The following is a 17897-nucleotide window of genomic DNA, read 5'->3' as shown; positions in this document are numbered from 1 at the left end:
TAAAATATTACTATATCATTCGTATAATTTTATTAGTGCTTGAGTACCTTTATCCTCATATCCGTCACTTATTAATTGGTCATATAATGACTTCGCTAACTCTAACCCAGGTAATGTCAAATTCATTCTTTCTGTTTCCTCCAAAGCAATTTTCATGTCTTTAACAAAATGCTTGATAAAGAATCCCGGCTCTAAATCACCTTTAATCATTCGAGGTGCTAAATTGCTTAATGACCAAGAACCAGCAGCACCAGTAGAAATTGCTCTTAATACTTGTTCTAACTCCAACCCAGCTTTCTTTCCGTATGTAAGTGCCTCACAGACTCCTATCATATTAGATGCAATCGTTATTTGGTTACACATTTTAGTATGTTGTCCAGCGCCCGCAGTTCCCTCATGTAGAATGGTCTCACCAAATAGCTTCAGTACTGGTAAAGAACTGTCAAAGGTCTCCCTCTCTCCACCACACATAATGGATAGCTTTCCTAATTGAGCACCTATATCCCCACCCGACACTGGAGCATCTAGGGATTGCATCTCTAGCTCCTTAGCACGATTGTCAATTTTTTTTGCTAAAGTAGGTGTAGATGTTGTTAAATCGATGACAGTTAATCCTTTGTTTTCTATTGAGAAAATTCCTTCTTCTCCAAAATAAACTTCTTCTACATCGTGTGGATAGCCAACCATGGTAAAGAGGTATTGTACACTGCTAGCAGCTTCACTAGGCTTTGATACCCACCTTGCTCCTAAAGTAAGTAACTCCTCTGCTTTCTCCTTAGTTCTTGTGTATACACTAACCTCATGACCTGCTTTTAGTAAATGCTTAACTATACTTTTACCCATTACACCTGTGCCAATAAAACCTATTTTGAGTTGCTCCGTCATAAATAACTCCTCCAATATAATTTGTATTAAATACAGTTTATCAGAAAAGTAAAACAAATTTATTTAAAATTTTACTTTAATGATTAATCCATTTCATAATTTTGGTTTTGATGTAAGGCAGGGACGATTGAAAAGAGAAAAATATTATATCTCTTTTCGGAAATGCAGATGATCCGGGCGAACGATAAACTATCATCAACTGTTTTGTCTCTTAACTGTCCCTTGCATCATCCTAATAGATCAGCAACCTGCCCCTACATCCATAATTAAAAGATGTAAGTATTTAAAGAAGGGAAGTGCAATTTATTTCAATAACTAATACGCAAATGATAAATTTAGACAAAAAAAGAGGACCATCCAGTGGATGATCCTTAAAAAGGGGGAAATGAGAATGTTGCTGTGTTCTTTATTAATATGCCCTGCTCACATTTATTTAAACCTCTTTTTTAAAAAATTTTTTTATTTTATCCAATTCTTCTATAAAAATATCTGCCTGTTCTTCTCCTACCATGTGACCACCATATCTTACTTCTTCATAAGTAGAAAAAAATTCACCTTTTACCTCCCATGACATTCTTTTAAACCATTCCCTAACAGTTTCACTCATTTCTCTATTGTATCCTAATGATATTGCCTCTTTTTCAAATTCTAAGTAAAGCTCTCTCAGGAATGAAGCTTCAACTTTATAAATCGTACTTTGCTTTAATAATTCTTCCTCCTGAATAGCCAAATTATCATTTTTATAAATGAAATTATTCCCTTGTTGTTCCACAGGAAATTCTATTTTCTTTTTGATAATATAAGTAACGATTAAAAGTATTACTATACCTAACGCCCCAAATAGGATCCACTCTATTGGAAATGACGAAGTAATTGCTTCAGATTCATCTTGACGTAAACCATCCATTATACCGTCATTCGCTACAATATCCTGTTCTCTTTCCTCTGCTGGTTCGCTGAATAAATTACTCAAATATTTTTCAATTAAAATGAGCAAAGGTGTCAAAGGCAGCATCACAATAGTAAACAACCCTTGGATGATCACACCTAAAAGTTGTCTCACTGGGCTAAAAATCAAATAGCTTAAGAAAGTTAAAAGAAAGATAACGGACAAACCAACTAAATAATAAAGTGCAAATTGGTTTAACGATTCTTTTGTATGGCTGTAACTTTTTCTCCAAACACTAAATAGCCTTAACCCTACAAAGAAAATAACTCCTCCTATAAAGACACTATATAAAGAGATTTTATAATTTTCGATCACAAGCATAAAACAAATTAAGTGGATAGAGAAAAATACCATTAATGACAGTAAGGCAAAAGGATTATCACTGTCCTCGTCCAACTGAATAACATTATACCTATAATGTAAGCAACACACAGATATAAGAACCCCAATACAATATAGCCAAAAGGGACCTCCAAATAAAAAGAGGAAAAGTAATGACACCGAAGGAATAATAAAAGCGATGATTAAACTAGGTCCAAACTTCGAAAAAGTATACTGGGCAACCAACACGGTAAAAATTTGGATACCAATCCATAGAAACGGCAAACTTACCAAAGTCTCATTTAGCAATAAAACAAAGAACAAGCTAACAATCCACATATCCTTCAGGTACTTTTCATAGGACAATTTTTGTACAGGGAAAGTTTGAGTGGGGTTATTTAACATAATCTCCCTCCTCTTGCTCAGTCAGATATGTTACATTGGCCTTCTGTTCCCATGGGGTTAATATGGAATGATACTTCTCCATATTATGAGAAAAAACTCGAACAGACACCGGCATTTCTTCATGACTATCAATATATTTAATAATATTTTCAAATGGTATAGTGATATTGCTAACCGATAAAATAGAAAGTAACTCTAAAGCATTTAGTCTATGTACATCACCAGAGCCTAAAGGAACAAATACAAATGGTCTCTTTCCTGATGCTCGAATATTTAAGCCAAATCCAAAGGGAACATTTGCCTTATAACAAGCTTCCACATTAGATGCTAGCCACTCTATCTTCTCCTCAAAATCATGAACCATCCTATACCCATCTGCAAGATTAACTAAAAATAATACCGATACATTAGTAACTTTTGTAAAAATTTTGGTTTGAAGCTGCTGTGTCCTTGCACTTGCTTTCCAATGAATATGGTTAAACTGATCACCTTGTTCATATTCTCTAGTACCAATAGGGAAGAACGGGTCAACAAACAAAGAAGAATTTAACTCCAGCTCTCCAGGCTTAAGTCGAGTAGGAAGAAATTCTTCTTTGATTGGATAGATAGTTGGATAAACCATCGCATCCATCAATATGTATGGTTGGTAATTCAATATAATAGAACCTTCCGTTAAAGGATGAGGGATATTAATATCTATACCTCTAAACCTCGAAAGACCTCTTCGACTACCAACTATAGGTACTTGTATCGTAACTGTTTTATTGTATCCAATAGAAAAAGGAACATTCACCTCAAAAAATCCTGAAGATGAAATATTATTGGCTCTAACTGGAGCAACTGAATCGTGGAATGCTATTGTAATGGTGCCATTCCAAATCGGCATACCTTTATTTTTAAAAGTCAGCTCAAAATGTGAGGTAGTCCCTTTCATTAATCTAACTCTTTTTTTCTCATTTACAAAAGTAAGTCCACTACCAACTTTTTGAAAGTAAAGCAGTTGAATCAAAACGAAACATAACAAAAAGATAATAATAACGAAAAGTACATGCTGATCAAAGATAAAAAGAAATACCCCACTGATCAGCAATATATCCCTATATATTTTTATATACTTATAGTTTACATCGTTACGTTTCCACGTCATTATATACTGGCCTCTACAGGTGCTTCAATTTCTTTAATCAATTCTGCCATAATACTAGATATTTCATGGATTAGCATTCCTTGCGAGGACAATCTAAGGCGATGCAAACAAACAGGATCTATGATGTTCTTTACGTCGTCAGGGGTCACATACTCCCTACCATTAATGAAGGCGTGGGCTTTAGAAGCCTGTAGCATAGCTAAAGAAGCTCGACTACTTAACCCTAGTTCTATGTACTGGTGTTTTCTCGTGCCTTGTACAATTTGTATGATGTAAGTAAAAATATCTTCATGAACTTGAATATTATTTACTTGCTTAGACCATTCTTCAATTTTCTCAAGAGTAACCACTTGCTTAGTTTTAACTTTTCCAGGAGCTTGACCAAAATGTTTTAAAATGTAATTCTCTTCCTTCATGGTTGGATAACCAATATTAAGCTTAAATAAAAAGCGGTCTAGCTGAGCAGCAGGTAACTGGAAGGTACCTTGCTGTGATTCTATTGGGTTTTGTGTAGCAATTACCATAAAAGGATAAGGTAGCTTAATAGTTTCACCATCAATTGACACTTGTTTCTCTTCCATCGCCTCTAAAAGACTGGACTGAGTTCTTGGAGTGGCACGATTAATTTCATCTGCAAGCAAAATATTACTCATTACGGGACCCATCCGCAGAATAAACTCCTGTTTCTGAGGATGAAAGTAACTGATTCCTGTTACATCTGAAGGAAGAACATCGGGAGTAAATTGTATTCGTTTAAATTCTCCTTGAATGGCTTCTGCAAAAGATTTAGCCATCATTGTTTTTCCAGATCCAGGTACACTTTCTAATAGCACATGGCCTTGAACTAACAAACCCATTAGCATAAAATCGATTTCTTTTTCTCTACCTATAATAGATTGGTTCAATTCTTTTTTTAGTTTGATTAAAGCTGAATCCATTCATATCTTCTCCAATTTACTAGTCGATTTGTTTAGATGTGCTTAGCTGTTTAACTTGGGAATGAAACTCGTTAAGTAAATGATCTAGCTCTTCGCTTAATCGAATAGTTTCCCTATTAGTTACACCATTTTCTATCGCAGATTGAATCATCTTTTCTCTTGTATATTCTAGCCTTTTTAGAATAGATTCCATCATTAGAAAACTCTCCTTTTGAAAATTGTATATTTCCCTCTACTATCTATACATAAACCCCTTATACTAATCTGAATATACCGACAATTTAAAGTAAAGTAATGTACATTAGCACATTAACTTCTTGGATGCGTTAGATAAGTATATATTATATCTCCACCTTGCATTGCATTACCACTAAAGTGTTTAAAATCTTCTCTTTTTACAAGCACTTCTCTAAATGCTAAAAACTCTTCCTTAGTGACGTGAATTTGATCTACCATCCCACTTTTTAGCGCATTAAGTTGTTCATCTATCGATTGCATATTTTTAAATCTCCTTATATTTTAAATAAATGGTGTTTACTATTCCTCTGAAAAATCATAGAATGTCTCCTAAACTGAATTCCTCATGTATTATTAAAAAGTACTTTTAAAATCAGTCAAAATGTATAGTTTTAAAACTTTTGATAAAAATACTTTACGTACATCTTTTTTTAGGGCAAACTGTATTATATTATGTTCTTAAGGGGATGGGACAATCTATGAAAATCGCTGAAGTCGGTAACATTATTGAGTTTAAAGATGGTCTTCAAGGTATAGTAGAAAAAGTTAACGAGAATTCTGTCATAGTTGATTTAACTTATATGGAAAACTTTAACGAGCTTGAACTAGAAGAAAAAACGGTAATCAACCATAAGCGTTATAAGATATTATATAGCAATGAAGATTAAACGTCATGCCGTTCCTCTCCATGAGATGAACGGTTTTATTTCTAAGTAACAGGCAATTCTTTTTCCTAGACCGTCATAAAACTCTATACTTCTCTTTTTTTGTGACTATGGTAAGGATGTGCATATATGATTAATCGAAAACTTTTTATAGGACTAGTAATATCACTAGTATTAGCTTTTGTTTTTACTTGGGTTACGTTTAATAATGAAAACGTATTTTGGTATTTCTATTCGTTTACAACACTTTTTTTAACGGCTTCTTCTTTTTATTTTTCAAAATTAGAAGATCAGCTGAAAACGTTTAACTATTTATTTTGGGGTATAGTATATGGTATAGGAACTTACTTATTGTGCTTTTTAGGCTTACAGTTACTGGAGCTATTACCATCTAAAGCGACGAAAGAAGTTTCTCATTTCTTTGGTGTATTTGCACCTTCTGCTTTATGGCATTACATTTTACTGTTCTTCATCATTATTCCTGGAGAAGAATTTTTCTGGCGTGGCTTCATCCAAAATGCAGTGAAAAATTGGTTCTCTCCTACTCTCGCTATACTAACTAGTTCCGTTTTATATGGAGCATCATTTATAGTGAGTGGTTTCTACATTGGTGTTTTTTTTGCTATTATTGTAGGAATCATTTTTGGATGGCTTTACGAAAAGAAAAAAAGTATGCCACTTAATATTGTAGCCCATATTGTTTTTCTTTTACTGCTATTCCTGGTGCTACCACTAATATGAAAATTATGTAAACCATAACTATACTAGAAAGGAAGCTGAATAAATGAAAAAAGTAATTTCAATTCTATCTGTCCTATTGTTAACCCTTTTGATTGCCGCTTGTGGTTCTTCAGAGAAAGAGACATCTAACGATGATCAAGTAACAGATTCTACAAACAACAGCGAAGCTAACGGTTCAGAGGAAAAAGAAAATAGTTCTGAAGCAACCGGAACTTCTGTTGATAGTGATAATCAGGAATATTCCATATCCGTACTTGATGGCTATGAATTAACTGCAGAAGAACCAAATAAAGACTTGCTATTCAATAAAGAAAATGAAGAGCAATCTATGCGTATAGAAGTCTATAATGCCTCTGAGGTTAATATGGCAGATGTAACAAACGAGCTAGTAGAGACGGTAAAAGCATCTAATTCAGAAGGCAACGTAACTGAAATCACTGATAACTCAATTGTCCCTTCTGGGAAACAAATAGAAGATGTAAAGTCGTATAAAGCAGAAATTCCAGATGGCAATAATGTCTATGGCTACACATTCCTGCAAGATGGCTTAGGAGTAAAATTAACAGTTTTTGATACAGCAGAATCGCCTGCTATTGAAGATTTCATAAAAATGGCAAACACTATTAAAATCAATTAAAATAAAAACTTCGGGCCGTACTATGGCTCGAAGTTCTTAAGATAATTTTTTAATGGACAGACCAAGCTTCTTTATTAATTCTATAGCATCTTTTTTTTCATCTTCTGTCAAGATACTCATTAATTCTACTAACTGCTGCTCATGACGTGGAAATAATTCTTTCATAAACTCTGAGCCTTCTTCTGTTATTTCCGCATAGGTAACTCTTCGATCTGTATCGCTGGATACCCGCTTTATAAAGCCACGACCCTCAAGCTTATCTACTACATAAGTAATAGATCCACTAGCGAGTAATATCTTATTTCCTATTTGTTGCAAGGGTTGCTTTCCTTTATGGAATAAAAGCTCTAATACCGCAAATTCAGTTGGATTTAACCCATTTTCTTGAAAGAAATGATTGGTACATTCATGTATTACTTTATGAGCACGGGAAAGTACTATAAATAACTTCAAAGCACTACTCGATAAGTCATTGGTCATTGTCGTCATCCTCACCTATATTAAATTACATTAACAATCATTATATAGGTCAGACTAATAGATTGTCAAAATAGCTTAGGAAGCTACTTGTAAGGGAAGTAGGAAATTAAAGATCGTTCCATTTCCAACCATACTCTCAACCTCTATTTTACCGCCATGAGCCTCCATAACTTCATAGGCATGAGATAATCCAAGCCCAGTCCCTGTCGATTTAGTTGTGAAGAATGGCTTGAAAATATTAGCTAATTCTTCTTCTCCAATTCCATTCCCCTCATCTTTTACTTTAATACTTACAAATCCATCACAAGACAAAGATAATCTAATATCTATTTTACCACTTTTTACCATAGATTCAATAGCATTTTTTATGACATTTATAAAAACCTGTTTTAAAAGGTTTCTATTTCCCAATACTCTAATGTTTGTATATAATTCATTAGTAATATTAATTTCAATTGCTTTCATAAGCGATTGAGGAGTCATGAAACTAGCTACCTCTGTTATGAGCTGGTCAATTTCGAAGTAGGTGTACTCTTTGTTGCTCGGCTTTGAAACTTGAAGAAATTCTGTCAATATTTCTTCCATTCTTTGTATCTCATGATCAATAACATCCAAGTATCTTTTTCCGTCTTCATTAGCAGTTTTTAGTAACAACTGTGTGAATCCCTTTAAAGATGTCATGGGATTACGTATTTCATGAGCGATACTTGCCGCAAGTTGTCCTAGAGTACTTAACGATTCGTTATGATTCAGGCGCTTCCTCATAAACATTTTTTCTGATTCGTCATGAATTTCCATGAGAAATAGATTGGATTCACTCTGTTTAGATACAATCAAATGCAGATACCTATTGTCACCCATATATGTTTGAAATTCACTAAAAAATTCTGCTTGTCCTTTTGAAGCTAAATTCTGTAGAAATGTCTTTCTAGAAGCTCCTGTGAGAGAGAACATATTTAAAAGTGTATTAGAGTTCATTTTAAGCAATTCTTCTCGTTCTATCTCTAACACTTTTTCTATATATGGATTAGCGTCTAATACTTCTCCTTCATCACTTATAAATATTAATCCACTTGAAAAGAGTTGGAAAACCTGTTCAAACCTTTGTTTGTACTCGTATTCTGCTAACATTTTGCACCCAACCTCTCATAAGAATCTGAGAATAAACAATTCAAATTTTTAAATTATTGATTAATTCTGATTATTCCACACTTTTATTATTCTGGATATGGTTATTTTTGACCATATTGTCGACATGAATATTCACTGTTACAATAGTTATGCAAAACTAAAGGAGTTAAGAAAATGAATATAATATTAACCACATTAAATGCAAAGTTTATCCATACGAATTTGGCATTGCGCTGTTTAAAGGCTGCAGCAGCACCTGACTATTCCCCCCTTATTGTTGAATATACTATAAAAGATCCAACTTTTAATATAGTAGCTGATTTGTACCAAAAAAAACCGAATGTAGTAGGTTTTAGCTGTTACATTTGGAACATTGAAGAAACAATTAAAGTAATCAAGATGTTAAAAACAGTAGATCCTTCCATAACTATTATTTTAGGCGGTCCCGAAGTTTCCTATGACACGAATGTTTGGCTCCGTAATGTGACAGAAATTGACTATATCGTAGTTGGTGAAGGTGAACAGACTTTCAAGGAAACATTAGACTTCCTTTCCAAAAAGAAAGAGTTAAAAGAAGTACCTGGACTAGCATATGTACAAAACGACAAATTTATTCTAAATCCGCTACCTCCAAAATTAGATTTACGTGAATCTCCTTCTCCATATCGTTTTGAAGAAGATTTACCCAATCTTTCTAAACGTATTGTCTACGTTGAGACTAGTAGAGGGTGTCCTTTTTCTTGTCAATTCTGCCTCTCTTCTATTGAAGTTGGTGTTCGATATTTTAATCGTGAAAAAGTTAAAGAGGATATCCGATTCTTAATGCAAAATGGTGCAAAAACGATAAAATTCGTTGATCGTACATTCAATATTAGTAGAAGTTATGCAATGGAAATGTTTCAATTCCTAATCGACGAACATTTACCAGGAGTTGTTTTTCAATTTGAAATAACAGCTGATATTATGCGACCAGAAGTTATTCAATTTTTAAATGAAAATGCTCCAGCTGGTCTTTTCCGTTTCGAAATTGGTGTTCAATCTACCAACGATTTGACGAATGAGTTAGTTAAACGCAGACAGAACTTTGAAAAATTGAAAAGAACAGTTACTATGGTTAAAAGCGGTGGAAAAATCGATCAGCATTTAGATTTAATCGCTGGGTTACCAGAAGAGGATTATCATTCCTTCCGAAATACTTTCAATGAAGTTTTTGAAATGCGTCCCGAAGAGTTACAACTAGGCTTTTTGAAGCTTTTAAGAGGTACAGGATTGCGAGTCGAAGCAAAAAAGTATGGTTATGTGTATGTAGACCAGGCACCATATGAAATTTTCTCTAATAATGTATTAAGCTTTCATGATATTTTACGTATTAAGCAAGTGGAAGACGTTCTTGAAAAGTATTGGAATGCACATAGAATGGACCAAACATTAGAATTTCTATTTGAGCATGTATTTGAAACACCTTTCGACTTTTTCCAACAATTCGGTACCTATTGGGAAGAAAGAAATTGGTCTAGAATTGGTCATCAGCTAGAGGACCTATATACTCGTCTTTTTGCTTTCCTAGAACAATTAGAAAATATTCCTTTAGCAACTATTAAGTCTGTTATGAAACTAGATTATTTATCAAAACAAAAATTCCAACCAAGGAAGCCTTGGTGGAATAATGATTTAAACAAAGAAACTCAGTCTGCGATTTATAAGCTACTAATAGAGGATCCCTCGATTGCTGGAGTAGACTTTTCACGCTTAAATTTATCAGAACGAGAATTGTACAAGCAGACATTTATCACACCGATTACTGTTAATGTGGATTTGTTTGAGCAAGGAATCATCAAAGAAGATAATGGGTTCTTACTGACTGCATTCCAAAACGGAGAAGCTCCACAATTCTTCTTTTTGCAACCAAAAGAAAATATAATAGTAACGAATTAATAATCACCAAATTTCATCCCAGAAATTAGTAGAAGGCTGATTAGTCCACTTTAAAATTTCAGAAGCCCCAGAAATTTTACCATTCGGTAAATTCTGGGGCTTCTATTGTTTCCTCATAGCTTTTGTTTCTACTTTGGTTTACAAGAGGGTTACTTGATCGGTTATCTCTTTCCACAAGCTTAGTCACCGTGTTGTGTAAGAATGATTAGCAGTTATTCAAAAGCAGTTTTAATTACCCAATAATTACACGTTCCTTTGGATAATGGTATTTGGTAATTTTTCGCTTACCTCCTAGTGTAAATAGGAAGGATATTAAACCAACTCTTCCTATAAACATGAGGAGCATGATGACTAGCTTTCCGAAGGAAGATAGGTTCTCTGTCACCCCAAGCGACATACCACATGTACCAAACGCAGAGGTTATTTCAAATAGTAGGGATGCTACTGGAACACCCGGTTCCGAAACCGATAATATAATTGTTGCAGCAAAGACCATCAGGATAGCTAAAACAAATACTGCAAAGGCCCTATAAATATCGAGTAGATGAATTTCACGATTAAATATTTGTATATTTTCTTTGCCTCTAGAAAAGTTTATTAGAAACAAGATTGCAAGTGCAAAGGTAGTTGTCCGTATTCCTCCTCCTACTGAGCTAGGAGAAGCACCAATAAACATGAGTGCACTCATAAAAAGATTAGTTCCTTCGTTAAACATATTGATGTCCACAGTAGTTAGCCCCGCAGACCGAGTTGATACTGAATGAAAAAAAGCAGTGAAGAATTTCTCATGCCAAGGTAGATCCTTAAGAGTATTAAATAATTCAAGTAAAAAAATCATCACTGTTCCTATAATTAATAGGGCCCCATACGTTAAAGTAGTGAGCTTCGTAAATAATGAAAATCTAAAATTTTTATTTTTATTGGAAAGAAATTCTTTTACCTCAATTAAAACAGGAAAGCCAATCGCACCAAATACAATCATTATACTCGTGATGATTAGAACAAAGTAATCATGATGATAAGGAACTAAGGATTCACCTGTTATATCAAAACCGGCATTAGTAGTAGCAGAAACAGAAGTAAACACTCCATGTAACAATGCTTGTTTAAACGTATCGTAGTATTGCGTAAAGTAAACGGTCAGTATTATTGAACCAAGCAATTGAATGAATAAGAGAATTTTAATAATTTCCTTTATAAGCATTACAGCACCCGACATTTTAGACTGGTTGTGGTCAACCATGATTAACTGCCTTTCCCTTAAACCAATTCTTCTACCAACCACAAGCCAAATAAATGTTCCTAAAGACATTATTCCAATTCCTCCAAGCTGGAGAATTAGAATAAGCATGATATACCCAAAAATAGTATATGTATCTACAATGCTTATAGTTGTTAGACCTGTTACACTAACGGCGCTAACTGCTGTAAACAAGCTATCAATAAAGTCTACTTTCACACCTGGCCTATGAACTCCCGGTAAGCGAAGTAGAATAACTGAAATAGCAATGGCAATAAAATAATAAGAAACAATTATTTGAGCCGGTGTCATTTTATATTTCGCTTTAAATGTATAGTTTTTCATTTAATATGTTCCTTTCAAGTTAAAGAGAGCCTATTAAATCATTGTAAAAAAAAAAAGTATAAAAAGATAGCAGTAACAATACTATCTTTTCATACTTTTAACTAAATCATTATACATTTACTAAAATTAAGCAGTCTTTTTGTTTTTGGCTACACCAAGTAAATACCCACCAATAGCGATTACTAGTAAAACAACCCAGAAAGTCAATTTCCACCCAGTTGAATGTGGGAAATGCTCATCAAGTATAGCTACGCTTGGATGAGATAGTGTTAATACAGTTAACTTAACCCCTACCCAGCCTACTATTAAAAATGCTGCTGTTTCTAATGAAGGATATTTTTCAAGTAATTGAACAAATTTATGAGCAGCAAAACGCATAATAACTAGCCCAATAACTCCACCAATGAACATTACTGCAAACTGTCCACCGTTAATTCCACCAATTTCAAAGTCTCCCCAATATGGCAACGTTACAGCAATTGCAACTGCTGCTAACATAGAGTCGATTGCAAACGCGATATCAGCTAATTCAACTTTTAATACAGTCATCCAGAATCCTGAACCTTTTGCATTTTCTTCTAAGCCATCCGTTTCAATATGCGGACCTGGTTTTTTACGTTGATCGTAAATATGTTTAATCGAGATAAATAACAGATAAGCAGCACCTAGTGCCTGCACTTGCCAAATGTTAACTAAAAACGTAATCATAAATAAAGCTGCAAATCTAAAAACAAAAGCTCCTAATAGACCGTAAAACAGAGCCTTTTTTTGTTGGGCCTTCGGTAAGTGCTTAACCATTACTGCCATTACTACTGCGTTATCGGCAGCTAGCAAGCCTTCCAGTCCTACTAGGACAAGTAAAACCCATCCATACTCTAACAAAATTCCATAATCCATAAAAATATATCCTCCTTTGAAATATAAAAAGACCCCTGCCTAAAAAAAGGCAAAGGTCTTGCTAAGCAAATTAAAAATTAATGTGCTATCATAACCGATGGCAAAAGCCATGTAATGACGACTATGAAATAGGTTTCCCTATAGCTACTCCCCTTTGACGAACGTCAAGAGTCTATTTATTTATATGTCTATAATAACAACATTTAAGTGATTAGTAAAGCATAATTATTTAATGGAAATATGATAGGTTGGATCGTCTTTGTATTTGTTGTAAAAACGAACCATGGAAGGTATCGATTCTATAAAATCAGGACAATTTATCTCCCCTTTACTTAGAATTTTTTCAGCATTTGTTGTATCAAAAGAAGAATTCCAAGTGAGATAATCTAATGTTTCTTTTTCCACCTGCAGGAACTTTCTTATAGGTAATAAGCTAACAGATCCCTTTGCTAATGCTAATGGTATTCTCCCCTTAGGATATTTCCCTGTAACTTCTCTAACAAAAGCTCTATATACCTCTTCAACTGGATAAGGCTTTGGATCGGTTAAATGAATAGTCTTCCCTTCTGCTTCTTCATCAAAACAGCAATATATGGAGGCTTTCGTTATGTAATCAGATGGTACTACATTAATAAAAGACGTGGACTTACCGAGATAAGGTATTATAGGTAATCGTTTCAATCTGTTAATCATGTTTATAAAAAAGTATGGCCCATCAAACTTAATCGTTTCTCCTGTGATGGAATGTCCCCTTACAATCCCTGGTCTAATAATGGTAAGTGGCAGTTGGCTTTTTAAGTTGTTTACAAGTACTTCTGCCTCGTATTTTGTTTCCTCATAATGATTTTTAAATCCAGGGGGTTTAATAAGTTCCGTCTCCAGTAGCTTACCTTCTCTTTTCCCTGCCACATAAGCCGTGCTAAAATACATATACCTTTTTATATTTGGAAGTTTAAGAACTAACTCATTAAATAATTTAGTTCCTTCCACATTAACCTTCCAGGCAATTTCCTTTGGAACAGCTAAGTCATAAATAGCTGCTAAATGCCATACATCATTTATTTCTTGCTTTAAGTTGTTAATTGTTTCATTTTCAAGCCCTGCATTTGATAGTGTAATATCCCCTTTCACCACAATAATCGATTGGTTAGTTATTCCGTCCTCGTAAATTTCACTTATTACCTGTTCAGCTTTTTGAACTAGGTTAGGAAGAACTAGAACATAAATAGTGGAATATCGATTTTGATGACGTAGTTCCTTTATGATATTTTTCGACAAAAACCCTGGAAAACCTGTAATCAATGCATTAGACATATTGGTAATCATCCCCTTTTTTTGATTATACTAAAGACCTCTAAATGCGCATACATAAACTTGAATCGGAAAAGGTGTTATACGATATTCTATTAGATTCTAGTGCCTTAAACCAAACCAATGTATACAAAAATAAAGCTCCGAAATTTTACAGTATGTAAATTATCGGAGCTTTTCTTATTTAAGATGATTTTATTTTTCTTGTCTCTTTGTCCACTAGACTATAGATGATTGGCACTACAAATAACGTTAGTAAAGTCGAAGCAACTAAACCACCAATTACAGTTAAAGCCATTGGTTGATTTATTTCTGTTCCCTCTCCAATTCCTAGGGCCAATGGAATTAAACCTAATATTGTCGTTAGAGCTGTCATTAGTATCGGACGTACTCTATCCCGAACGGAAGTCGTAATTGCCTCGAAGGATGAAAAGCCATCTGCTTTACGCTGGTTAATGTAATCTACTAATACAATCCCATTATTCACCACAATTCCAACAAGTATTAATATCCCTATGACAGCGGAAACACTAATAGGAGTATTAGTAATGAATAAGACAATCCCAATACCTATCACGATTAACGGTACAGTAAACATGATTACAAACGGATATTTATAAGATTCAAACTGAGCTGCCATTACGATAAATACTAAGACGATCGCCAATAAAACAGCCAAAATCATATCATTTTTGGCATTATCCATCAACTCTCTGTCTCCACCAAAATTGACCTGCACTTTATCGTTAAAATTTTGATTCTCTATTACTTGATCAATTTGTTCGGACATATCTCCTAGCGTATTTTCTGATTCATACTTAACAGAAAATGCAACCGCGCTAGCCTGGTTTAAGCTACGTATAGCTACTGGTCCCTCAGCAACCTCTATACTTGCAACATCCTCAAGGTTAACAAATTGACCTGATGGAGTACGCAGTTTTAATTGCTTTAAGGTTTCAATATTTTCCCGGTCTGACTCGTTATATTTAACGTAAACTCCGTAAACTTCATTGTCTTCCGAGATTATTTGGGAAGCTAACACGCCTCTCGTTACATTGTTAACCATTTGAGCTACTTGAGCAGGAGCGAGGCCTAGTTCAGTTGCTGCATCACGCTTAACAATCATTTGTACTTCTTCTACGGTAGAAATAATGTCATTGTTGACCTTAGTGACGCCTTTTATTTTTTCTAAATCAGCCTGCAAATCAGCAACGGCTTGGTTTAATATATCTTTATCAGCGGAGGAAATATTGAAAGATACCACATTAGGTGAGGAGCCTGATGCTGTTTGAACATTAAAGTTTATCTCTGCTCTTTCTCCTATTGCTTGTGCTATTTTAGGCTGTACTTTATCTACAAATTCAAATGTTGATTGACTTCGTTCATCAAGCGGTTTTAGTTTCACAGAGATTTCTGCGATGTTAGATCTAGAAGTACCTCGAGACATGCCCTCTTGACTTCCGCCTACAAAGCTTACATAGACATCTACATCCTTCTGTTTCTGCAATATATTCTCTATCTCGTCTACTACTTCATTTGTAGATGTAAACGATGAACCATTTGGTAGCCTTACACTAATAGAAGCAAAGCCTTCATCCGTAGGAGGTAAAAATTCAGTACCTACACGTAAAATACCAAATACAGAAATAATTAGTAAAGCTAAGGTCATAGTAAGAACTAAAGCTCGATGACCTAAAGACCACTTGATTGACTTCTCCAAATTGTTGTAAGCCTTTGATCTTCGTCTTCTCGCTTCTAGATCTCCTTTTGGTTTTTTTAACATTCTGCTAGCCATCATAGGTATGACAGTGAGTGCAACAAAAAGTGAAGCAATAAGACTAAACGAAATAGTTAACGCAAATTCGGTAAATATCTGGCCAATAAGTCCTGAAAGGAAAATTACAGGTATAAATACTGCTACAGTTGTTAAAGTAGAGGCTGTAATTGCTCCACTTACTTCTTTTGTTCCTATTAAAGCTGCAGCTTTAGGGTCTTTTCCTAAACCGAGATGCCTTTCGATATTCTCGATAACAACAATTGAATTATCAACTAGCATCCCAATTCCCAATGCAAGTGCTCCGAGCGTCATTATATTTAAAGAAAAACCAGCAAAGTACATCAGTAAAAATGTCACAATAACGGAATATGGAATTGCCACACCAATAATAATTGGACTTCTAATGCCTTTTAAGAACACGAACAAAACTACCATTGCCAATAAACCACCTGTTACTAAAGTGGTTCCAATATTGTTGATGGCCAGCTTGACGTAATCCCCTTGATCAAAAAGAATATCCGCTGTAACTCCCTTATATTCCTCTTTTTCTAGCTGCTTGTCTAAAGCTTCTTGAAAGGCTGTAGATACTTGTGCAGTATTTGCACTAGATTCTTGGAGCACAGACAAGAGAACAGCCGGCTCTTCATTGGCTCTTGTTTCACTATCTGTCTCTTGTTCTGCTAACTGAACTGTTGCCACATCAGAAATAGTTATTTGCGAACCATCAATTGGGTTAACAGTAATAACCAAATTTTGTATTTCTTCAACAGAGGTTAATGAGCTCATAATTCGAGTAGTTAAGGACATCTTTTCCTCTGTTTCTATTGGATCTCCAGGAAGAGAAATATTATTCGCTTGAATTAGCTGGACAATATCACTTTGAGTTAGTCCATTTTGAATTAATTTGTTTTGATCTAATAATATCTGCACTTCTTCGACAAGTGAGCCAGATATATTAACACTTGCTACACCCTCTGTGCTGATTAATTCCTTCTCTAGTTCTTTTGCTATCAATCGAATATCTTGTCCATCATCAGCAGCTCTTAGTGATAACTGAATGACTGGAAACTGTGCAGGATCAAATTTTAAAAATCTTGGTTTATCTGCTCCAGTAGGTACGGGCACTAAATCTATTCGTTGCATGATGTCCAATTGAACATCATCCATATCTGTAGACCAATCAAATTCTAATAAAATAAAATTAGCGCTTTCTTGAGAGGTACTACTGATTGACTTAATACCAGGTAAGGTACTTAAAGAAGTTTCTAATGGTTTGGTTATTTTTTCATCTACCTCTATTGGCCCAGCACCAGGATAGTTAGTTACAACAACGCCGATTGGAGGATTTAACTCTGGGATCAATGTGATTGGAATTTTAAAAAAAGAAACAGCTCCTAATATAACTACTAAAAACATAATTACAGTAGTAAATACAGGTCTTTTTATAGAGAAACCACTAATTTTCATATACAGGGAACCACCTTTACTTTCGCTATTTATATCATATGCTCTATGACGTAAGAGTTCAAATTTTATTATTGCTTAGGGCTGGATAAATAAAGAGAATATAACAATTGTATAACTTTTTTCTATGCCGTAGAAATGTGCAGAAACAACTAATAACGTTAATTACGAACTACTTCCCCTTTCATACACAGCCGATGATGGTTAGAACGGGTAGCTCTCCAGTTATATAAGTTAAAAATACCACGATTTCACTCACCCCAATGAGAATGTAATTCTTTAATTTATCATTTCTTCCCATATAGAAATCAAATTCTCTCGTTTTTAATAAAAAAGTTATGTTAAAGGGTAGGGTTGATTTATGATGCAAAGAAATCTTAGATCAGAGAGTA

General features: G+C 34.4%; 16 protein-coding genes. 4 read left to right on the top strand and 12 right to left on the bottom strand.

The window, feature by feature from the left end:
- Positions 1–15 precede the first annotated feature (15 nt).
- From Q0371_RS13120 to Q0371_RS13095, 6 genes are all read right to left on the bottom strand, one after another.
- Positions 16–885 carry an NAD(P)-dependent oxidoreductase gene (locus tag Q0371_RS13120; protein WP_298471842.1) on the bottom strand — a complete coding sequence of 290 codons (870 nt, stop codon included), beginning with the start codon at positions 883–885 and terminating at the stop codon, positions 16–18.
- A gap of 433 nt (positions 886–1318) precedes the next feature.
- Positions 1319–2560: a DUF4129 domain-containing protein gene (locus Q0371_RS13115; protein WP_298471839.1), complete on the bottom strand. Its 1242-nt coding sequence runs from the start codon at positions 2558–2560 to the stop codon at positions 1319–1321.
- Positions 2550–3707: a DUF58 domain-containing protein gene (locus Q0371_RS13110; RefSeq protein ID WP_298471837.1), complete on the bottom strand. Its 1158-nt coding sequence runs from the start codon at positions 3705–3707 to the stop codon at positions 2550–2552. Before Q0371_RS13110 ends, Q0371_RS13115 begins: the two co-directional genes overlap by 11 nt.
- Positions 3707–4645, bottom strand: coding sequence for a MoxR family ATPase (locus tag Q0371_RS13105; RefSeq protein WP_298471834.1), 939 nt, complete (start codon positions 4643–4645; stop codon positions 3707–3709). The genes Q0371_RS13110 and Q0371_RS13105 overlap by 1 nt, the downstream gene beginning before the upstream one ends.
- Positions 4646–4664: 19 nt before the next feature.
- Positions 4665–4841: an aspartyl-phosphate phosphatase Spo0E family protein gene (locus Q0371_RS13100; protein ID WP_169358892.1), complete on the bottom strand. Its 177-nt coding sequence runs from the start codon at positions 4839–4841 to the stop codon at positions 4665–4667.
- 113 nt (positions 4842–4954) lie between these two features.
- Entirely contained in the window at positions 4955–5143 is a 189-nt protein-coding gene (locus Q0371_RS13095; protein WP_298471831.1) for a hypothetical protein, read from the bottom strand.
- 218 nt (positions 5144–5361) lie between these two features.
- On the opposite strand from Q0371_RS13095, the gene Q0371_RS13090 reads away from it, so the two are divergent.
- The 3 genes from Q0371_RS13090 (at position 5362) to Q0371_RS13080 (ending at position 6925) form a co-directional block, all read left to right on the top strand.
- On the top strand, positions 5362–5550 hold the full coding sequence (locus Q0371_RS13090) for a DUF2187 family protein (RefSeq protein WP_144537802.1): 189 nt from the start codon (positions 5362–5364) through the stop codon (positions 5548–5550).
- Positions 5551–5676: 126 nt separating this feature from the next.
- Positions 5677–6288, top strand: a complete 612-nt coding sequence (locus Q0371_RS13085) for a type II CAAX endopeptidase family protein (protein WP_169358890.1) — start codon at positions 5677–5679, stop codon at positions 6286–6288.
- Between the two features lie 43 nt (positions 6289–6331).
- Positions 6332–6925, top strand: coding sequence for a hypothetical protein (locus Q0371_RS13080; protein WP_169358889.1), 594 nt, complete (start codon positions 6332–6334; stop codon positions 6923–6925).
- 36 nt (positions 6926–6961) lie between these two features.
- On the opposite strand, the gene Q0371_RS13075 is transcribed toward Q0371_RS13080, so the two are convergent.
- Positions 6962–7405 carry a MarR family transcriptional regulator gene (locus tag Q0371_RS13075; RefSeq protein ID WP_298471828.1) on the bottom strand — a complete coding sequence of 148 codons (444 nt, stop codon included), beginning with the start codon at positions 7403–7405 and terminating at the stop codon, positions 6962–6964.
- A gap of 75 nt (positions 7406–7480) precedes the next feature.
- Positions 7481–8536, bottom strand: coding sequence for an ATP-binding protein (locus Q0371_RS13070; protein ID WP_169358887.1), 1056 nt, complete (start codon positions 8534–8536; stop codon positions 7481–7483).
- Between the two features lie 174 nt (positions 8537–8710).
- Here Q0371_RS13070 and Q0371_RS13065 point away from each other — a divergent pair, with 174 nt between their 5' ends.
- Complete coding sequence (locus Q0371_RS13065) at positions 8711–10471, top strand: B12-binding domain-containing radical SAM protein (protein WP_298471823.1); 1761 nt, start codon at positions 8711–8713, stop codon at positions 10469–10471.
- Positions 10472–10703: 232 nt separating this feature from the next.
- Here Q0371_RS13065 and Q0371_RS13060 read toward each other — a convergent pair whose 3' ends face one another.
- From Q0371_RS13060 to Q0371_RS13045, 4 genes are all read right to left on the bottom strand, one after another.
- Complete coding sequence (locus Q0371_RS13060; RefSeq protein ID WP_169358885.1) at positions 10704–12056, bottom strand: TrkH family potassium uptake protein; 1353 nt, start codon at positions 12054–12056, stop codon at positions 10704–10706.
- Positions 12057–12182: 126 nt separating this feature from the next.
- Positions 12183–12953, bottom strand: a complete 771-nt coding sequence (locus Q0371_RS13055; protein WP_169358884.1) for a TerC family protein — start codon at positions 12951–12953, stop codon at positions 12183–12185.
- Positions 12954–13178: 225 nt separating this feature from the next.
- Complete coding sequence (locus Q0371_RS13050; protein ID WP_298471817.1) at positions 13179–14267, bottom strand: SDR family oxidoreductase; 1089 nt, start codon at positions 14265–14267, stop codon at positions 13179–13181.
- 181 nt (positions 14268–14448) lie between these two features.
- Positions 14449–17508, bottom strand: a complete 3060-nt coding sequence (locus Q0371_RS13045) for an efflux RND transporter permease subunit (RefSeq protein WP_298471814.1) — start codon at positions 17506–17508, stop codon at positions 14449–14451.
- Between the last annotated feature and the right edge of the window lie 389 nt (positions 17509–17897).

The organism is uncultured Psychrobacillus sp., assembly GCF_938022135.1.
GTDB lineage: Bacteria > Bacillota > Bacilli > Bacillales_A > Planococcaceae > Psychrobacillus.
The sequence above is the reverse complement of the archived record's forward strand: the minus strand, read 5'-3'. Positions and strand labels throughout refer to the sequence as shown.

Excerpts from the sequence above, each read along its gene's own strand:
- Q0371_RS13115 (WP_298471839.1), bottom strand. The coding sequence starts at position 2,560 with ATGTTAAATAACCCCACTCAAACTTTCCCTGTACAAAAATTGTCCTAT.
- Q0371_RS13050 (WP_298471817.1), bottom strand. The coding sequence starts at position 14,267 with ATGTCTAATGCATTGATTACAGGTTTTCCAGGGTTTTTGTCGAAAAAT.
- Q0371_RS13070 (WP_169358887.1), bottom strand. The coding sequence starts at position 8,536 with ATGTTAGCAGAATACGAGTACAAACAAAGGTTTGAACAGGTTTTCCAA.
- Q0371_RS13055 (WP_169358884.1), bottom strand. The coding sequence starts at position 12,953 with ATGGATTATGGAATTTTGTTAGAGTATGGATGGGTTTTACTTGTCCTA.
- Q0371_RS13060 (WP_169358885.1), bottom strand. The coding sequence starts at position 12,056 with ATGAAAAACTATACATTTAAAGCGAAATATAAAATGACACCGGCTCAA.
- Q0371_RS13045 (WP_298471814.1), bottom strand. The coding sequence starts at position 17,508 with ATGAAAATTAGTGGTTTCTCTATAAAAAGACCTGTATTTACTACTGTA.
- Q0371_RS13100 (WP_169358892.1), bottom strand. The coding sequence starts at position 4,841 with ATGATGGAATCTATTCTAAAAAGGCTAGAATATACAAGAGAAAAGATG.
- Q0371_RS13080 (WP_169358889.1), top strand. The coding sequence starts at position 6,332 with ATGAAAAAAGTAATTTCAATTCTATCTGTCCTATTGTTAACCCTTTTG.
- Q0371_RS13110 (WP_298471837.1), bottom strand. The coding sequence starts at position 3,707 with ATGACGTGGAAACGTAACGATGTAAACTATAAGTATATAAAAATATAT.
- Q0371_RS13085 (WP_169358890.1), top strand. The coding sequence starts at position 5,677 with ATGATTAATCGAAAACTTTTTATAGGACTAGTAATATCACTAGTATTA.
- Q0371_RS13065 (WP_298471823.1), top strand. The coding sequence starts at position 8,711 with ATGAATATAATATTAACCACATTAAATGCAAAGTTTATCCATACGAAT.
- Q0371_RS13105 (WP_298471834.1), bottom strand. The coding sequence starts at position 4,645 with ATGGATTCAGCTTTAATCAAACTAAAAAAAGAATTGAACCAATCTATT.
- Q0371_RS13120 (WP_298471842.1), bottom strand. The coding sequence starts at position 885 with ATGACGGAGCAACTCAAAATAGGTTTTATTGGCACAGGTGTAATGGGT.
- Q0371_RS13090 (WP_144537802.1), top strand. The coding sequence starts at position 5,362 with ATGAAAATCGCTGAAGTCGGTAACATTATTGAGTTTAAAGATGGTCTT.
- Q0371_RS13075 (WP_298471828.1), bottom strand. The coding sequence starts at position 7,405 with ATGACCAATGACTTATCGAGTAGTGCTTTGAAGTTATTTATAGTACTT.
- Q0371_RS13095 (WP_298471831.1), bottom strand. The coding sequence starts at position 5,143 with ATGCAATCGATAGATGAACAACTTAATGCGCTAAAAAGTGGGATGGTA.